The following is a 15,582-nucleotide window of genomic DNA, read 5'->3' as shown; positions in this document are numbered from 1 at the left end:
AGACATGCACTTCTTCTCCTCCTTCTCCAAGGAATCACGGGCCCGCACGAGGCTCCACGCCGTTGCCGCGGCGGCTGCCGGCGCTGCGATGCTGGCCGCTTGCGGCGGCGGCTCCGATCACCGCGGCGCGGTCCCCGTGCTGCTTCCGGTCCCGCCTGCTGCGCAACCCGCAAGCCCGCCACCTGCACCGGCCGTGACGGCCCAGAAGGCCTGCGGCGAGCTGAACGGAAAAACCGTGGCGGGCGCCGCGCTGACGGCCGCCATGCAGGAGGCGGCCGCGGGCGCGCCCGTCTACTGCAAGGTCACCGGCACGATCGCGCCGGCGCTGAACTTCCAGATCTCCCTGCCAGAGGCGTGGAACGGCAAGCTCTACTACCAGGGCGGCGGCGGCTACAACGGCGCGATCACGCCGCCCTCGGTGCCGGCGCTGGGCCTGGGCTACGCCGTGGTCGCGAGCGACTCGGGGCACCAGGGCAATGTCCTGAGCGCGGACTTCGCATTGACCGACACCTTTGCCGCGCAGCTGTTCGGCAGCCTCTCGGTGCCCACCGTGATGTCGACGGCCACCGAGACGCTGGCGGCGGCTTATGGAACCCTCCCGGCCAAGTCGTACTTCGAAGGCTGCTCGAACGGCGGCCGCGAAGCCTTGATGGCGGTGCAGCGCGCGCCGAACCTCTTCGATGGCGTCATTGCGCGCGCACCGGCCTACAACTGGGTCGGGTTCATGGGCGCCTTCAACCGGAACTCCAGGGCACTGGCCGCGCCCGGCGGTGCATTCAGCGCCGCGAAGACCGCGCTCCTGAGCAAGCATGTGCGGGACGCCTGCGACGGGCTCGACGGGCTTGTCGACGGCGTGGTGTCGAACCAGGCCGCCTGCACGCCGGCGCTCGCCAACGTGGCCGCCCTGCGCTGCGCCGGCGGAGCCGACACTGGCGACACCTGCCTGTCGGACGCGCAGCTCGACGTGGTCACGTCCTGGACCACGCAGGCCGCATTCACGGGCAGCCCCACCTTCCGCAATGCGGGCTGGAACCTGACGGGCAACGAGGACGACCCCGGCGCCTGGCGGACCTGGCTCACGGGCGACGGCAATGTCACCATGGCGCTGCAGTTCCTGTTCCAGGACACGACGGTCAAGAACTACCTGGCCCGCGACCGGAGCGCGGACTCGCTGGCCTACACGCCCTGGGACCAGAACCAGAACGCCCTCTATGCCATGGCCGCGCTCAACGACGCGACCAATGCGGACATCCGCCCGTTCATCAACAGCGGCGGCAAGCTGATCCTGTGGCACGGCGGAAATGACTCCGCGCTCAGCGTGCGGTCGACCACCGAGTACTACGCGAACATGCGAAGCGCCATCGGCGCCGCCACCGCGGACGCATCGACGCGCTTCTATGTGGCGCCGGGCGTGAACCACTGCGCCGGAGGACCGGGCGCCGACACCTCGGACCTGCTGACGGCCCTGGACCAGTGGGTGACCAAGAGCGCGGCCCCCTCCACGCTGCTCGCGGAGAAGCGCGATGCGCAAGGGGCGGTGCTGCTGAGCCGGCCGCTGTGCCAGTACCCGCAATACCCGCGGTACACAGGCCCGGCCAACGATGCGGCGGCGGCGAAGCTGGCCGCCAACTACAGCTGCAGTTCCTGAGTTGCGGCTCCGGCGCCGCCCGCCCTCGGACGCAGACGCGGATCAGTTCGGCGGCGCCGCGCTGCGCTCCAGCGTCCAGAGGCGGTCCAGCAGCGCCCGCGCGGGTGCACTGCCGATCACGGGCGAGGACAGTTCCATGAACTTGTCTTCGAGCTCGGCATCGCTCAGCGGTTCTTCCGGATCGCCCTTGCGGTTGGGCTGCAGGTGATCGAAGCGGCGGCCGTCGCGCATCGTGATCACCACGCGCGCGGCGCGCCGGCCCGGAAAGGCGGCATCGAGCTCGGGATCCACCGCGACGCTGGTGCGCTCCATCAACGAACGCGTGGCCGGATCCTGCAGCCGCGCCGGCTCGTACGCCGTCAGCCGCACGCTGCCGTGCGCCAGCGCGGTCGCCACCACGTAGCGCAGGCTGAAGCGCGCTTCGTTGGCCGTGGCCGGCTGCATGTGGCAGGCAATGTCGAGCGCCGGGCGGTAGGTTGCCACATGCACATGCGCGATCTCGCCGGCTTCGATGCCATGCCGCCGCTTCAGCGCCAGTGCGCCGTCGATGGCCGCGAAGGCATGGCCGCACCCGATGTGGTTCTTGAACGTCAGGCGGGCGATGTGGAAGTCCCGCCCCAGCGTCGCGCCGATCTGCGACCAGTCCGGCCCATCGCTCATGGCCTGGCCCAGCCCCGCCTCTCCTTCGAGCACGTCGAGCGAACCCGTGACACCGTTGCGCGCAAGCTGGGCGGCGAGCACGCCGGCCTCGGCCGCGCGGCCCGCATGCAGCGGCTTGGACATGGAGTCCATGCGGAAGGCCTGCTGCAGGCCGGCCGCGAAGGTGGCGGCCGTGGCCAGCGCGTGCGCGAAGGCGGCTTCGTCGAGGTTCATGAGAACGCCTGCGGCGGCCGCGGCGCCGAAGCTGCCCACCGTGCCCGTGCTGTGCCAGAACCGGTAGTGCGCGCGCCCCATCACGACGCCGATGCGCGTCGACACTTCATAGCCCAGCACCACGCCGCGCAGGAACTGCAGCCCGCTTGCGCCGGTGTCATGGCTTGCGGCCAGGGCGGCGGCAATGGTGGCCGCGCCCGGGTGGTACATGGCTTCGCGAAAGCTGTCGTCCACCTCCGCCGCATGGGCGGCCGTGCCGTTGATCAGCGCAGCGGCGCGCGCGGTGGCCGACCGGCCGCGCGCGAGAAAGGCGCGTCCGCGGTCCAGGTCCTCGTTGAGGGCGGCCTCGAGCTGGCGCACCGGCGCCGCGCCGAGGCCGGGGAACAGCGAGGCATACCAGTCGATCACGGCCCGCTTGGCGTGGTGGAGGACTTCGGCCGGCAGATCCTGCCGCCGGAAGTCGGCGGCGTAGCGCGCGAATACTTGGGTGACGTGCATCTCGATGGCTCCTGAGAGTGGCTTGCCTTGCCTCGTTCAGCCGGCCAGCACGACCACGCCATCGGCCGCGCGCACGCCCTGCCCTTGCGGCAGCACGAAGACCGGGTTGATCTCGGCTTCGAGCAGGCGCTCGCCGAGCCGCGCCGCCATGTCCGAGAAGGCGACGATGGCATCGACCAGCGCCTCGACGTCGGCCTTGGGCCGGCCGCGGAAACCATCCAGCAAGGGCCAGGTCTTGAGCTCGTGCGCCATGGAGAGCGCATCCTCGCGGCTCAGGCCGCCCTGGAGCGGCAGCAGCCGCATCGTGGTGTCCTTGAACAGTTCGGCGGTGATGCCGCCCATGCCCAGCAGGATGGCGGTTCCCAGCGGGTCGCGGTGCATGCCCAGGATCAGCTCGGTGCCGCCGCCCACCATTTCCTGCACCAGGAAGCGCCGGGGCCGCACGCCGGCCTTGGCCTCGACCTCGGCGGCCATCGCCTGCAGGCGCGCGCCCACCGTCTCGGCCGTCAGGTTCACCGCGACGCCGCCGACATCGCTCTTGTGCGTGATCTCGGCCGACAGGATCTTGAGCACGACGCGTCCGCCCAGTTCGCGCGCCGCAGCCTCGGCCTCGGCCGGCGTGGTCACCACCACCTCGCGCGCACACGCGATGCCGAAGCGGGTGAACAGCTGCTTGGCCTGGGCCTCATCCAGCGAGCCGGTGGGCAGGTCGTCGATGGGCACGGCGGCGGCAGGCGCACGGGATGGATCCGGCTCGCGCCAGCTGCCGGCATTCAGCATGGCAGCGAGCGCACGGGTGCAGCTCTCGGCCGCGGCAAAGGCGGGCACACCGCGCTGCGTGAGCAAGGCCGCGACTTCGGGCGCATGCGGGCTCACGTAGGCGATCACGGGCTTGTCCGAATGCGGCAGGCAGTCCTGGATGGCGCCCGCCATCAGTTCCGGCATGGCCAGGCTGGAGGAGCCGACGATGATCGCCAGCGCGTCGTAGCTGGGGCTCTCGAGCAGGATGTCGATGGCGCCGCGCAGCAGGTCCGGCTGCAGGCCGGCCAGGGTCACGTCGATGGGGTTGCGGTCGAGCACCGCATGATCGCCGCTTTGCAGCGCGCGCAAGGCCGCGGCGGTTGCAGCATCCGGCGCCGGCGTCTCGAAGCCCTGCATGCCCAGATCGTCCGACACCAGCGTTCCGGCGCCGCCCGTCGAGGTCAGGATGGCCACGCGCCTGCCGCGGAGCTTCCGGCCCGTGGCCAGCGCGACGGGAATGTCGAGCAGGTCGCCGAAGGTCTGGGCGCGGATCACGCCGACTTGCCTGAACAGCGCGTCGTACATGCGGTCGGCGCCCGCCAGCGCACCGGTGTGCGACACGGCGGCTTTCGCGCCCGCTTCGGAGCGGCCGATCTTGAACGCGACCACCGGCTTGCCCGCGCGCGCGGCCTTCAGTGCAGCGGCACGGAACTTCTCCGGGTTGCGCACGCTCTCCACATAGAGGGCGATGACCTTGGTGTCGGCGTCGTCGGCCAGATGGTCGACAAAATCCGCCAGGTCCAGGTCTACTTCGTTGCTGGTCGAAATCAGCTTCGACAGGCCGATGCCGCGCGCCGCGGCACGCGAGAGCAGCGCGCCGAGGATGCCCCCGCTCTGCGAGACCACGCCGATCCCGCCGACCGGGAAGTGCTCCATCTCGAGTGCACCGCTGGCGGAGAGCACGATGTTGTCGGTCAGGTTGACCAGTCCGATCGTGTTGGGGCCGAGGATCCGCATGCGGCCGGCCGCTTCGATGAGCTGCTGCTGGCGGCGCGCGCCTTCCTCCCCGGTTTCCGTGTAGCCGCTCGCAAGCACGATCGCCGCGGCCGTTCCCTTGGCCGCGAGTTCGCGCACGGCCTGGTGCGCGCGCTCGGCGCCCAGCAGCACGATGCCCACATCGGGCGTGCCGGGGATCGAGGCGATGTCCGGATAGCAGGCCAGGCCGCCGATGGCATCGGCACGCGGATTGACCGGGTAGATCTCGCCCGTGAATCCGTGCTTGCGCAGGTAGGCCACGGGCCGGCCGGCCGTCTTGGCCGCATCGGCCGAGGCGCCGATCACGGCGACGCTGCGCGGCTTCAGAAGCCTGGCGATGGCGTTCAGTTCGGTCATTTCGCCGTCCCGTTCTTCGCGCTGCTCTTGGCCAGGAAGGCCATCACCGATTCGCGATGCTCGGTGCTGGTGTAGCAGATGCCCTGCGCCTGGCTGCCCTGGGCGAACACCTGGTGCGCGGACAGCTCGAAGCTCTGGTTGAGGATCGTCTTGCCAAGGGCCAATGCGGTGGCCGACCCCTGGCTCATCTCGGCCGCCCAGCGCTGCGCATCGGCAACCAGGTGCTCGGCCTGCGACCGGCGATCGGCAATGCCCAGGCGCAGGGCCTCTTCGAGCTCGACCTTCCGGCCGCTGAAGATCAGTTCCTTGGCCCTGGAGAGTCCGACCCGGCGCGGCAGGAAGTACATGCCGCCGCCATCGGGAACGATGCCGCGATGGATATAGGACCAGGTGAAGCTCGCGGCATCCGAAGCGATGATGAAGTCGCAGGCCAGTGCCGTGTCGGCCCCGAGGCCCGAGGCGGCGCCGTTGACGGCGGCGATCGTCGGCTTGGGCATGGTGTGCAGCAGCGATTGGGTGTGGTGCACGCGCTGCTGGCGGCTCCAGCCGTTGAAGCCGACCTCGCCCGCGGGCGCCTGCATCCGCCGCTCCATGCCGGCGACATCCCCGCCGGCGCAGAAGCCCTTGCCGCGTCCCGTGAGCACCAGGGCGCGGATCGCCTTGTCGCCGGCCACGTGCTCGAGTGCGGCGATGAATTCAGTGCGCATGTCGTCGCTCATCGCGTTGCGCTTTTCGGGGCGGTTCAGCCACAAGGTGGCGATGCCGTCCGCGACTTCCAGTTCGATCAGGCTGCTGCTGTTCATTCGATTTCTCCGTTCATTCGGCCGTGATGTTGTTTTCCTTGACCACCTTGCGCCAGCGCGCTTCCTCGCCCTTGGCGTACCTGTCGAAGTCCTGCGGCGAGCCGCCGTTGATGACGAGGCCCTCGGACTCCACCCGCTTGCGGAAGGCGTCCGTCTGCACGGCCTTCTTCGCCGCGGCATTCAGGCGCGCAATCACGTCGGCCGGGGTGCCGGCGGGCGCGTACAGGCCGTACCAGCTGTCTGCGACATAGCCCGGCACGCCGCTCTCCGCGATCGTCGGCACCTTCGCGAGCGAGTGGGCCGCGGATCGCGCGGCGGTCGTCACGGCCAGCGCGCGCAGCTTGCCGCTCTCGACGAAGCTGCCCACCGCCGCGGCGGTCGCGAACATCACGTCGACCTGTCCGCCCAGCAGGTCGGTGATGGCGGGGCCGGCACCGCGGTAGGGGATGTGGGTGATGTCGGTCTTGGTGAGATTCTTGAAGAGTTCGCCGGCCAGGTGGGCCGAGGTGCCCGCGCCCTGCGACGCAAAGGACAGCTTGCCCGGATGGGCCCTGGCCGCATCGATCAGGTCCTTCACCGACTTGAGCGGGCTGTCGGCGCGAACCACCAGCACGTTCGGCGAGATGCCCACGAGCATGACCGGCGCAAAGGCTTTCTCGTGGTTGTACGGGAGCTTGGGCTGGAGGCTCGGGTTCACGACGTGCGCCACGGTTGCCATCACCATCGTGTAGCCATCGGGTGCGCTCTTGGCCACCGCGTCCGTGCCGATGATCGTGCCCGCGCCCGGCTTGTTGTCGATGATCACGGGCTGCCCCAGCTCCTGCCCCATCGCGATGGCCATGGTGCGGGCCACCAGGTCGGTGCCGCCGCCGGGGGCGAACGGCACCACGAGCTTGATCGGCTTGTCGGGAAAGGCCGCGCGCGCCGGCATCGCGACGAGGCCGCCGACCGCGCAGGCCAGCGAAAGAAGGATGGCATGCCTGGCGCGTGCCAGCGTCATGGGGTTCTGCATGGTTTGTCTCCGTCAAGAGGAATGTGAGAAGGCAGGCATCGAGGGCGGCGCTGCGGCTCTTCTCATCGACGGGTCCAAGCTTAGGGACGCGGGCGCCGCCGCGCATCCCCACATTTCCATTGCATGGAATTTGAGATAGGCTCCGCCGGCACATCTCTCCCACCTTGCCATGCATGCTCCTGCAGACCCCGCGCCCCGGCGCCAGCACCACGAAGATCCGCTGCTGAACCGCTCCCTGGTGCGGGGCATCGAGATCCTGAGGGCCTTCCGGCCCGGCGCCGACCTGCTGGGCAACGGCGAGATCGCGGAGCGCACCGGCCTCTCGCGCGCGACGGTCAGCCGCCTCGCGCAAACGCTGGTCGAGACCGGGCTGCTCGAGCACGACCGCAGCCGCCGGGCCTACCGGCTGGCCGCGCCGGTGCTGAGCCTGGGCCACGCCATGCGCTCGGGTTCGCCCGTGCTGAACGCGGTGGCGCCGCTGATGCGGACGCTGGCGGAAAAGATGCGCATCAACGTCGGCCTGGCCGCGCCCGACCGGGACGAGATGGTCTACCTGGAGTCCGTGCGCTACAACCGGAAAGTCGCACTGCGCAACGTGGTTGCGGGCCAGCGCGTGCCGATGGAGCTCACCTCGCTCGGCAGGGCCTACCTGGCCGTGGCGCCGCAGGACGAGCGCCGCGCGCTGATGGCAAGGTTCAAGGCGGGGCGGCACTCCGAATGGGGCCGCCTACGCGACGAGATCAAGGCCGCGATCGCGAGTGTCGAAGAGCGCGGCTACTGCGCGGCGTCTTGGCAGCCGGAAGTCGTCGCCATGGCGGCGCCGCTCGTCATGGCGCAGCGGCCCATCTATGTCTTCAATGTCAGCGTCACCACGGCAGCCAGCGTCCAGGACACCGAAGCGGAGTTGAAGGGGCCGCTGCTGGCCCTGCGCGACCGGGCAAGGGCGGTCCTGCTCGCGGCCGAGCCGCCGCCCTCGCGCGCCCGCTAGAAGTCGATCCGGATGTTGGCTTCCTTGACCGCCTGGCCGATCTTCGACAGGTCCTCGCGGATCAGCTCGCGGAACTGCGCGGGATTCGACCTGGCCGCAATGAAGGACAGCTCGGCAAATTTGGCCTTGAGCGCGGGCGTGTCGACCGCCTTGGCAATTTCCGCGTTCAGGCGGTCGACCACCGCTGCCGGCATGTGGGCCGACCCCCAGATGCCGTACCACGAGAGGAGCTCGAAGCCCGGGATGCCGCTTTCAGCGACCGTCGGAACCTCGGGCATGCTCGGCACCCGCGTCTTGCTCGTGACAGCCAGTGCGCGCAGGCGGCCGGCCTGCACGAAAGAGTGGACGCCGGGCATCGGAGACACCGCCGCCGAGACGTGCCCCCCGATGACGTCGGTCAGCTGCGGCACCGCGCCCTTGTACGCAATGATCGCCATCCTGAGCTTCAGCGCGCGATTGATCATTTCCTCGCTGAGGTGGCTCGTGGTCCCGAGGCCCGAGGTCGCCCAGGTGTACTTGTCGGGGTTCGCCCTGGCCAGCGCCGCGAATTCGGCGAGGTTCTTGGCCGGAACATCGTTGTTGACCGCCACGATCAACGGCACGTAGCCGATCTGTCCCACGGGGGTGAAGTCCTTCTCCGCGTCATAGCTCTTCTTGGCGAGGACGAGCGGCAGGTACACCTGGCTCGATGCATTGAACAGCAGGGTGTAGCCATCGGCCTTGGCCTTCCTGACGTTCAGCGACCCGAGCACCCCGGAGGCGCCCGGCGTGTTCTCGATGACGATCGGCTGGCCCAGCTGCCGCTGCAGCTGGTCGGCCACCATGCGGCCCACGGTGTCGATGGAGCCTCCGGGCGTGTAGGGAATGACCATCCGGATGGGCTTGCTCGGATAGTCGTCCGCACTGCAGACCTGGGCGCCCGCGACGGCAGCTCCCAGCAGCGCGAACCTGGACAGCGAAATGATCTTTTTCAGCATGTTGTGTCTCCTTCTCTTGGATTTCTAGATGCCGCGCGCGAACTCGGCGATCGCCGCGCTCATGGCGTGCGGCTGCTCGGGCGCCATCGCATGCCCCGCGTCGCGGATGACCCGGACCGTGACCCGCTCGCCCAACAGGGGCTGCATGACATCGGGAATGACGACCGCGTCGTGCTCGGCCTGCAGGTCCAGGATCGGCGCCGTCTTTCCACCCGAGAAGTAGTCGTCGATCGGCGTGTTCTCGCGCGCGCGGCCCTGCGCTTCGTGCGCGGCCGGAAACCAGCCGTCGAGCCACACGCTCGGGTCGTGCCCGGGTGCGAAGAAGGCCTTGCGCAGGCAGGCGAGGCGTTCGGCCTGCGAGAGGGACGGATCCCCGGCGCCGTCGATCGCGTCGCGCAGGCGGCTGTACGGCCTCTCGGTCGAGCCCGGCGGCAGCTTGCCCGCCGACGCCGCGGCCATGACGATGCCGCGCACCAGGTCCGGACGATCGGCCGCCAGCGCACGCGCCGGCTGGCTGCCCCAGGCATGGCCGACGATGACCACCGGCCCGGTTTGCGCATGGTCGAGAACCGCGGCCACGTCGCCCGCGAAATCGTGCATGTCCAGGTTCTCCATCGGCCCGCGGCTGCGGCCGACGCCTCTGGGCTCGGGCCGCAGCACACGGAAGCCGGCGTCGCACAGCAGGTCCGCGACCACGTCGTAGTCCCGCCCCGAGCGCGCGAGCGAAGGCAGGATGCAGATGACCGGGCCGGCGCCCTGGTCGTGGAATTCGATCTCGACCGTTGTTCCGTTCGAATTCCGGGGCCGGTAGGAGAGCAGCTTGCTCGCCGGCGGCTCGCGCCTGGCGGGATGGAGTGGGGTATCGGTGGGCATGACCGGCAGTCTCGGTGGGCCCGCCGCAGCCTGTAAGCAATCCTGCCCTATACCAGCTATGCCTGTTGGCTATTCGACGTGGGGGCGCCGGAAATCCAGTTCCTGGAGCAGCTGCGCCGTGCCGCGCACGAGGCGGGTGGCCGGGCGCGCCGTCGGCGTCGCGAGGACCAGCGCATTCCAGATGGCGGGCGGCCCGATCGGCGCGCGCGGCAGGGCCTCGTCGTCGGCGGCGCTCAAGGCGCTCTCCGGAAGGATCGTGCACCCGACGCCGGTCGCGACGAGCGCGAGAACGGTGCGCACCGCACCCACCTCCGCGAGCACCTGGAGCTCGACGCCGCGCGGGCCCAGCACCGAGTCGAGCAAGTGCCGGATCGCATTCGGCGCACTGGGCAGCACCATGGGATAGTTGGCGAGCGCCGGCAAGCCGACGCGGGCGGGCAGCTTGCTCCTGGGCGGCGCCACCAGCAGGAGCTTCTCGCGCATCAGCGGCTGGAACGAAAGCTGGGCCGAGGGCGCGGGATCGAAGAGCAGCGCCAGGTCCAGCCGCCCTGCGACGAGCGATTCGCGCAGCGCCACGCTCAGGCCTTCGAGCACGGTGATGACGGCGCGCGGGAACCTCTGCCTGAAGCGCCGGATCAGGGGCGCGCTCAAGCCCAGGGCCACCCGCGGCGGCATGCCGACCACGATCCGGCCGCCCGGGCTTTCCTCCATCTCGCCGAGCTCGTCGCGCGCGCGGCGGGAGATCTCGAGCATGGCGCGCGCGTGAACCAGCAAGGCTTCGCCCGCATCCGTGGGGGTCACGCCGCGCCCGGTTCTGACCAGCAGCCGCTGCCCGAGGTCCGCTTCCAGCAGCGCGATCTGCCTGCTCAAGCTGGGCTGCGCCAGGTCGAGCACCACGGCCGCACGGCTGAAGCTCCCCGCATCGACCACGGCGACGAAATACTGAAGCTGGCGAAGTTCCATAGCCGTTGAGCATAGCTGATATAGGGACTGCGTCCTTCCGTCCAAGGCTCGCAGCCGGGAAACTGTATGCATGACCTCCACCCTCCCCTCCGGGGCCTGCAATGCCCATTGCCATGTGTTCGGGCCCCGCACGCGATTTCCCTACGCCGAGGACGCCAGCTTCGTTCCCGGGGCCGATGCGCCGAAGGAAGCCCTTTACGCACTGAACGACCGGCTCGGGCTGCAGCGCTGCGTGGTCGTGCAGTCGGCCTGCCATGGCTTCGACAACCGGGCCACCGAAGAAGCGGTCGCCGCGCGGCCTTCGAGCTACCGCGGCATCGCGCTGCTGCCGACCCACGTCGGCGATGCGGAGCTCCGGCGCCTGGACGCAGCGGGTTTTCGCGGCGTCCGTTTCAACTTCATGGGCCACCTGGGCCGCCACACCCCCATCGAGGAGGTGCTGTCGCTCGCGGGCCGCTTTGCGCCGCTCGGCTGGCATCTGCAGATCCACGGCGATCCGGCCCTGCTCACGGACCTGGCGCCGGCGCTGCGCCGTTCACCGACGCCGGTGGTGATCGACCACATCGGGCGCATCGATGCGTCGCGGGGCCTGGACCAGCCCGACTTCCGCGCGCTGCTCGGCCTGATGGCGCACGAACACTTCTGGGTCAAGGTGAGCGGCATGGACCGCATCACGCGGCAGGGTCCGCCCTATGCCGACGCCCTGCCCTTCGCGCGGACGCTGGTCGCGGAATTCGGCGACCGGGTGGTGTGGGGCAACGACTGGCCGCATCCCAACCACGCGGGCCCCGTGCCCGACGAACAGCAGCTCGTCGACCTCATTGCCGAGATGGCGCCGAGCGAATCCGCGCGCCATGCGCTGCTGGTCGACAACCCGCAACGCCTTTACCGATTTGGAGACCAGCCATGAGCCCGCGCTTCGAGAACAAGGTGGCCATCGTGACCGGCGCCGGCTGCGTCGGCGCCGGCTGGGGAAATGGCCGCGCGATTGCCGTGCGCCTGGCCGAGGAAGGTGCCAAGGTGCTGGCGGTGGACCGCGACCGCGCACGGCTCGAAGAAACGCTCGAGCTGGCCGGCCGGGCCCGCGCATCGATCACGCCATGGCTGTGCGACGTCACGAGCAACGAGAGCGTCGCGGCCATGGCGGCCGCCTGCCTGGACAGCTACGGCACCATCGACATCCTCGTCAACAACGTGGGCGGCTCGGCCGCGGGCGGGCCGGTGGAGCTGGCCGAGGAAACATGGAACCTGCAGGTCGACGTGAACCTCAAGAGCGTGTTCCTCACCTGCAAGCACGTGCTTCCCACGATGCTTGCGAAGGGTGCGGGATCGATCGTCAACATCTCCTCCACCTCGGGCCTGCGCTGGACCGGAAGTGCGCAGGTCGCGTACGCCGCGACCAAGGCCGGCGTCATCCAGATGTCGCGCGTGATCGCGGTCCAGCACGCGGCGCAGGGCGTGCGGGTCAACAGCGTGGTGCCGGGCCAGCTGCACACGCCGATGGTCGAGACGCGGCTGGCGAAGCAGCGCGCCGGCGGCAACGTCGATGCCCTGCTGGCCCAGCGCCAGAAGCGCATTCCGCTCGGTTTCATGGGCGACGGCCGCGACACCGCGAGCGCGGTGCTGTTCCTGGCGAGCGACGAGGCCCGGTTCATCACCGGCACCGAACTGATCGTCGACGGCGGCATGACCGCGCGCTGCGACTGAGGCTCGAGCCCCTGCAAGAAAGACGGAGACATCCATGATCAAGCGCTACCTGCTCGCAGCGGCATTCGCCGCGCTGCCGATGCCCGCCGTGCACGCGCAGCCGAAGGCGACGCGGATCGTCGTTTCCTTCACATCGGGCGGCCCTGTCGACGCGGTCGCGCGGACCCTGTCCGAACGGCTCGGCAAGGAACTGGGCAGCACGGTCCTCATCGACAACAAGCCGGGCGCCAATGGCGCGATCGGCGCCGTCGATGTCATGAAATCGGCGCCGGACGGCAGCACGCTGTGGTTCACCAGCGTGGGCGCGGCGGCCATCAATTCTTCGCTCTACGAGAAGCTTCCCTACGACATGCAGCGCGACTTCGTGCCGGTCTCGCTGGTGGTCAACAACGTCGAGCTGCTGGTGGCGCAGCAGGGCAATCCGGCCCGGGACGCGGCCGAGTTCGTGGCCGCGACGAAGAAGCGCGCCGATCCCACGCCGATGGGCTCCTCCGGCACCGGAAGCATTCCGCACCTGGCGATCGAGCAGCTCGCCGATGCGAGCGGCGCGAAGCTGCTTCATGTGCCCTACAAGGGCGCCGCTCCCGCCATCACAGACCTGATGGGCGGCCAGATCAGCGGCTTCTTCGGCGACGTGCCGGGGCTGCTCGGACACCTGCAGGGCGGGCGGCTCAAGGCGCTCGGCGTGGCGTCGGGCAAGCGGCATCCTTCGCTGCCCGAGGTGAAGACGCTGGAAGAGCAAGGCATCCAGGGCGTCGACACCAACAACTGGTATGCGCTGTTCGCGCCTGCGAAGACGCCGCCCGAGACCGTCGCGGCCATCAACAAGGCGGTGCGCCGCACGCTGGCCGACCCGGCGGTGCGCGAGAAACTGCTGAAAACCGGCACCGAGCCGGTGGGCTCCACCCCGCAGGAACTCGCGGCCATCCAGAAGCGCGACACCGAGAAGTGGGCCAAGCTGATCCGCGCCAAGAACATCAGGGCCGAATGATGACGACGAGCACATCCATCCGCGTACCCCTCGTGCAGCCCGGCACCCATCCGGAACTGGCCGAGGTCGAAGCCCGCATCATGGCCGAGCGCGGCCGCGTGTCGCTGCTCTACCAGGTGCTGCTGAACAGCGGGCCGATCGCCTCGGGCTGGGAACGCATGCTCACGGCGGTGCGCAACCAGACCGGCGTGCCGGCCGACCTTCGCGAGCTGATGATCCTGCGGGTCGCGGTGCTCAACGGCGCAAGCTTCGAGTACGACGCGCACGTGCCCCATGCGCAGAAGGCGGGCGTGAGCGCCGAGAAGATCGACGCGGTGCGCCAGGACGTGCTGTCCGGCGTGTTCGCGCCGCTCGAGCGCCTGGTGCTGGAGCTGACCGATGCCATGACCCGGCAGGTCGTGGTGCCGGACGAACTCATGGGCCGCGTGCAGCAGCACTTCGACGCCAAGGGCGTGGTGGAAGTCGTGGCGACCGTGGCGGCCTACAACATGGTGTCGCGCCTGCTTGTCGCGCTGAATGTCGCGCATTGAAAAAGGCCATTCGAATGCAGGACCTCTGGCTTCTCAGGCATGACGCATCGGTGGCGGGGCCGCTGGCAGGTTCGTGGCTGCGCGAAGCGCGACCGTGGCAGGCCGTGGACGGGCACCTGGCCTATTTCTATGTTTCGAGCCCCAAGCCGCCCGCGGAAGGCGGCGTGGGCGGATGGCGGCGGCTCGCCTGCCTGCAGGAAGTGCCGGGTGCCTCGGCCGGCCGCGTCGCCACGCACCACTACGTCGTGGAGACGGACGTGCTGCCCGAACTCGAGGACGAACTCAATGCCTGGTATGCGCAGGAGCACCTGCCCGGCCTCGCCGCCGTGCCCGGGACCGTCCGGGCCGCACGCTACATCGACCTGGCGGGCTCGCCGCGCTACTACGCCTGCTACGACCTTGCGGACCCCGGGGCCCTGGGCAGCCCCGCGTGGCTGGCGGTGCGCGCGACGCCGTGGAGTTCGCGCGTGCGGCCGGCTTTCCGCAACACGCGGCGGACCATGTTTCGCCGGGCGGCGGCCGCGTCCTGAGCTTCTTCGCGCGGCCACGGTCCGAGCGCAGCGCCGCGGCCTTCGAGAACCTCCACCACCTGGCCGATGGCGAGACGAAGCACCAGGCACGTGAGGACCGGCGTGCCCCGATGCCCGGCGCGGTCCGCGTTCACATCCGGCCGCCGCGGAATTCGCCCGGCGTCATGCCCTTGATCCGGCGGAAGTGCCGATTGAAATTCGAGATGTTGTTGAAGCCCACCTCGTAGCAGATGCTGCTCACCTGCTGGCGCGTCGACGCCAGCAGGCGGCAGGCCCTGGCCACGCGCAGGCCGTTGACGAAGTCGGTGAAGGTCTGGCCGGTGGCGCGGCGGAAGCTGCGCGAGAACGCGTTCTCGCGCATGCCTGCGATCGCGCCGACCTCGGCCAGCGAGAGCGCCTCGGCATAGTTGTCGCGGATGTAGTCGATCGCCTTGTGGATGCGCAGCGCCCGGCCGTCCTCGTCGAAGCCGGCATCGGCAAGGAAGACATCGGCCAGCAGGCGGTAGTCGCGCCATTGCGCGAGCTCGTTCAGCAGCGCGATGAATTCGGAAAATCGCGCAAGCCCGCGCAGCGTCTCGATGCGGCGCAGGCGCGCGAGCGTCTCCGCGCCGAGGCCGACGAACTGCACGCCCTGGCGCGCGCGCGCCAGCAGCGGGCCGGCATCGCCGAGCTCCAGAAAAAGCGCCATGCCGCGGCGCAGCAGCTCGTCGCTGAAGCGCAGCACCAGTGCGCCAGCGGCGGCGTCGCCCGGGGGCGCGCGGTGCTCGAACGCGAGGCTGCGCGGCAGCCGCGGACCGAGCAGCACGACGGTGCCGGGCGCGAAGCTGTGCGTCTCCTGGTCCGCGCCGCCGCCGATGCGCAGGCGCGCAGGCCTCGCGCCGATCAGGTGCAGCTCGTGTTCATGCAGGCAGCGCGGATTGCTCTCTTGCGGCGAAGGCGCGCAGGCGCCCTCGCAGTGAACCGTGGCGCAGGCATCGAACACCTGCTGGGGAGCGAAGGCCTGCGGCGTCGTGTTCAGCAAAGCCGGATCTCCAAAAAGGGGCTGGGCGAAGCGCA

General features: G+C 69.8%; 15 protein-coding genes. 7 read left to right on the top strand and 8 right to left on the bottom strand.

Annotation, left to right across the window (positions count from 1 at the left end; translation table 11 throughout):
* The first annotated feature begins 4 nt into the window (after positions 1 to 4).
* The gene (locus tag IB278_RS27500; RefSeq protein ID WP_192326814.1) at positions 5 to 1,648 is read left to right on the top strand and encodes a tannase/feruloyl esterase family alpha/beta hydrolase; all 1,644 of its coding nucleotides are present in this window, start codon (positions 5 to 7) and stop codon (positions 1,646 to 1,648) included.
* A 42-nt stretch (positions 1,649 to 1,690) separates the two neighbouring features.
* Here IB278_RS27500 and IB278_RS27495 read toward each other — a convergent pair whose 3' ends face one another.
* From IB278_RS27495 to IB278_RS27480, 4 genes are read right to left on the bottom strand one after another with little or no spacing between them, the layout of a single operon-like run.
* Positions 1,691 to 3,019, bottom strand: a complete 1,329-nt coding sequence (locus IB278_RS27495) for an MmgE/PrpD family protein (protein ID WP_192326812.1) — start codon at positions 3,017 to 3,019, stop codon at positions 1,691 to 1,693.
* Between the two features lie 36 nt (positions 3,020 to 3,055).
* Entirely contained in the window at positions 3,056 to 5,152 is a 2,097-nt protein-coding gene (locus IB278_RS27490) for an acetate--CoA ligase family protein (protein ID WP_192326810.1), read from the bottom strand.
* Positions 5,149 to 5,955 (bottom strand): enoyl-CoA hydratase/isomerase family protein, encoded by an 807-nt coding sequence (locus IB278_RS27485; RefSeq protein WP_192326808.1) that lies wholly within the window; start codon positions 5,953 to 5,955, stop codon positions 5,149 to 5,151. The genes IB278_RS27490 and IB278_RS27485 overlap by 4 nt, the downstream gene beginning before the upstream one ends.
* Before the next feature lie 13 nt (positions 5,956 to 5,968).
* Positions 5,969 to 6,967: a Bug family tripartite tricarboxylate transporter substrate binding protein gene (locus IB278_RS27480; RefSeq protein WP_145747673.1), complete on the bottom strand. Its 999-nt coding sequence runs from the start codon at positions 6,965 to 6,967 to the stop codon at positions 5,969 to 5,971.
* A gap of 169 nt (positions 6,968 to 7,136) precedes the next feature.
* Between IB278_RS27480 and IB278_RS27475 the strand changes: the two genes are divergently transcribed.
* Complete coding sequence (locus tag IB278_RS27475) at positions 7,137 to 7,955, top strand: IclR family transcriptional regulator (protein WP_145747674.1); 819 nt, start codon at positions 7,137 to 7,139, stop codon at positions 7,953 to 7,955.
* On the opposite strand, the gene IB278_RS27470 is transcribed toward IB278_RS27475, so the two are convergent.
* From IB278_RS27470 to IB278_RS27460, 3 genes are all read right to left on the bottom strand, one after another.
* Positions 7,952 to 8,932, bottom strand: coding sequence for a Bug family tripartite tricarboxylate transporter substrate binding protein (locus IB278_RS27470; protein ID WP_192326806.1), 981 nt, complete (start codon positions 8,930 to 8,932; stop codon positions 7,952 to 7,954). The two genes, IB278_RS27475 and IB278_RS27470, sit on opposite strands and share 4 nt — an antisense overlap.
* 24 nt (positions 8,933 to 8,956) lie before the next feature.
* Entirely contained in the window at positions 8,957 to 9,805 is an 849-nt protein-coding gene (locus IB278_RS27465; protein WP_192326804.1) for an alpha/beta fold hydrolase, read from the bottom strand.
* Between the two features lie 69 nt (positions 9,806 to 9,874).
* On the bottom strand, positions 9,875 to 10,768 hold the full coding sequence (locus IB278_RS27460) for a LysR substrate-binding domain-containing protein (RefSeq protein WP_192326802.1): 894 nt from the start codon (positions 10,766 to 10,768) through the stop codon (positions 9,875 to 9,877).
* 70 nt (positions 10,769 to 10,838) lie between these two features.
* Between IB278_RS27460 and IB278_RS27455 the strand changes: the two genes are divergently transcribed.
* The 5 genes from IB278_RS27455 to IB278_RS27435 are packed head-to-tail and all read left to right on the top strand — an operon-like array spanning position 10,839 to position 14,526.
* Positions 10,839 to 11,678: an amidohydrolase family protein gene (locus IB278_RS27455; RefSeq protein WP_192326800.1), complete on the top strand. Its 840-nt coding sequence runs from the start codon at positions 10,839 to 10,841 to the stop codon at positions 11,676 to 11,678.
* Positions 11,675 to 12,475, top strand: a complete 801-nt coding sequence (locus IB278_RS27450) for an SDR family NAD(P)-dependent oxidoreductase (RefSeq protein ID WP_145747679.1) — start codon at positions 11,675 to 11,677, stop codon at positions 12,473 to 12,475. Before IB278_RS27455 ends, IB278_RS27450 begins: the two co-directional genes overlap by 4 nt.
* Before the next feature lie 34 nt (positions 12,476 to 12,509).
* The gene (locus IB278_RS27445) at positions 12,510 to 13,466 is read left to right on the top strand and encodes a Bug family tripartite tricarboxylate transporter substrate binding protein (RefSeq protein ID WP_192326799.1); all 957 of its coding nucleotides are present in this window, start codon (positions 12,510 to 12,512) and stop codon (positions 13,464 to 13,466) included.
* Positions 13,463 to 13,996 (top strand): carboxymuconolactone decarboxylase family protein, encoded by a 534-nt coding sequence (locus IB278_RS27440; protein ID WP_145747681.1) that lies wholly within the window; start codon positions 13,463 to 13,465, stop codon positions 13,994 to 13,996. Before IB278_RS27445 ends, IB278_RS27440 begins: the two co-directional genes overlap by 4 nt.
* Positions 13,997 to 14,010: 14 nt before the next feature.
* Positions 14,011 to 14,526, top strand: a complete 516-nt coding sequence (locus IB278_RS27435) for a DUF4286 family protein (protein ID WP_192326797.1) — start codon at positions 14,011 to 14,013, stop codon at positions 14,524 to 14,526.
* Positions 14,527 to 14,656: 130 nt separating this feature from the next.
* Here IB278_RS27435 and IB278_RS27430 read toward each other — a convergent pair whose 3' ends face one another.
* A complete protein-coding gene (locus IB278_RS27430) occupies positions 14,657 to 15,547 on the bottom strand; it encodes an AraC family transcriptional regulator (RefSeq protein ID WP_192326795.1) in 891 nt (296 codons plus the stop codon).
* Positions 15,548 to 15,582: the final 35 nt, after the last annotated feature.

Origin of the sequence: Variovorax sp. VRV01, from assembly GCF_014852545.1 — a bacterium.
GTDB classification, from domain to species: domain Bacteria; phylum Pseudomonadota; class Gammaproteobacteria; order Burkholderiales; family Burkholderiaceae_C; genus Variovorax; species Variovorax beijingensis_A.
The sequence above is the reverse complement of the archived record's forward strand: the minus strand, read 5'-3'. Positions and strand labels throughout refer to the sequence as shown.

Excerpts from the sequence above, each read along its gene's own strand:
- IB278_RS27500 (WP_192326814.1), top strand. The coding sequence starts at position 5 with ATGCACTTCTTCTCCTCCTTCTCCAAGGAATCACGGGCCCGCACGAGG.
- IB278_RS27495 (WP_192326812.1), bottom strand. The coding sequence starts at position 3,019 with ATGCACGTCACCCAAGTATTCGCGCGCTACGCCGCCGACTTCCGGCGG.
- IB278_RS27490 (WP_192326810.1), bottom strand. The coding sequence starts at position 5,152 with ATGACCGAACTGAACGCCATCGCCAGGCTTCTGAAGCCGCGCAGCGTC.
- IB278_RS27485 (WP_192326808.1), bottom strand. The coding sequence starts at position 5,955 with ATGAACAGCAGCAGCCTGATCGAACTGGAAGTCGCGGACGGCATCGCC.
- IB278_RS27480 (WP_145747673.1), bottom strand. The coding sequence starts at position 6,967 with ATGCAGAACCCCATGACGCTGGCACGCGCCAGGCATGCCATCCTTCTT.
- IB278_RS27475 (WP_145747674.1), top strand. The coding sequence starts at position 7,137 with ATGCATGCTCCTGCAGACCCCGCGCCCCGGCGCCAGCACCACGAAGAT.
- IB278_RS27470 (WP_192326806.1), bottom strand. The coding sequence starts at position 8,932 with ATGCTGAAAAAGATCATTTCGCTGTCCAGGTTCGCGCTGCTGGGAGCT.
- IB278_RS27465 (WP_192326804.1), bottom strand. The coding sequence starts at position 9,805 with ATGCCCACCGATACCCCACTCCATCCCGCCAGGCGCGAGCCGCCGGCG.
- IB278_RS27460 (WP_192326802.1), bottom strand. The coding sequence starts at position 10,768 with ATGGAACTTCGCCAGCTTCAGTATTTCGTCGCCGTGGTCGATGCGGGG.
- IB278_RS27455 (WP_192326800.1), top strand. The coding sequence starts at position 10,839 with ATGACCTCCACCCTCCCCTCCGGGGCCTGCAATGCCCATTGCCATGTG.
- IB278_RS27450 (WP_145747679.1), top strand. The coding sequence starts at position 11,675 with ATGAGCCCGCGCTTCGAGAACAAGGTGGCCATCGTGACCGGCGCCGGC.
- IB278_RS27445 (WP_192326799.1), top strand. The coding sequence starts at position 12,510 with ATGATCAAGCGCTACCTGCTCGCAGCGGCATTCGCCGCGCTGCCGATG.
- IB278_RS27440 (WP_145747681.1), top strand. The coding sequence starts at position 13,463 with ATGATGACGACGAGCACATCCATCCGCGTACCCCTCGTGCAGCCCGGC.
- IB278_RS27435 (WP_192326797.1), top strand. The coding sequence starts at position 14,011 with ATGCAGGACCTCTGGCTTCTCAGGCATGACGCATCGGTGGCGGGGCCG.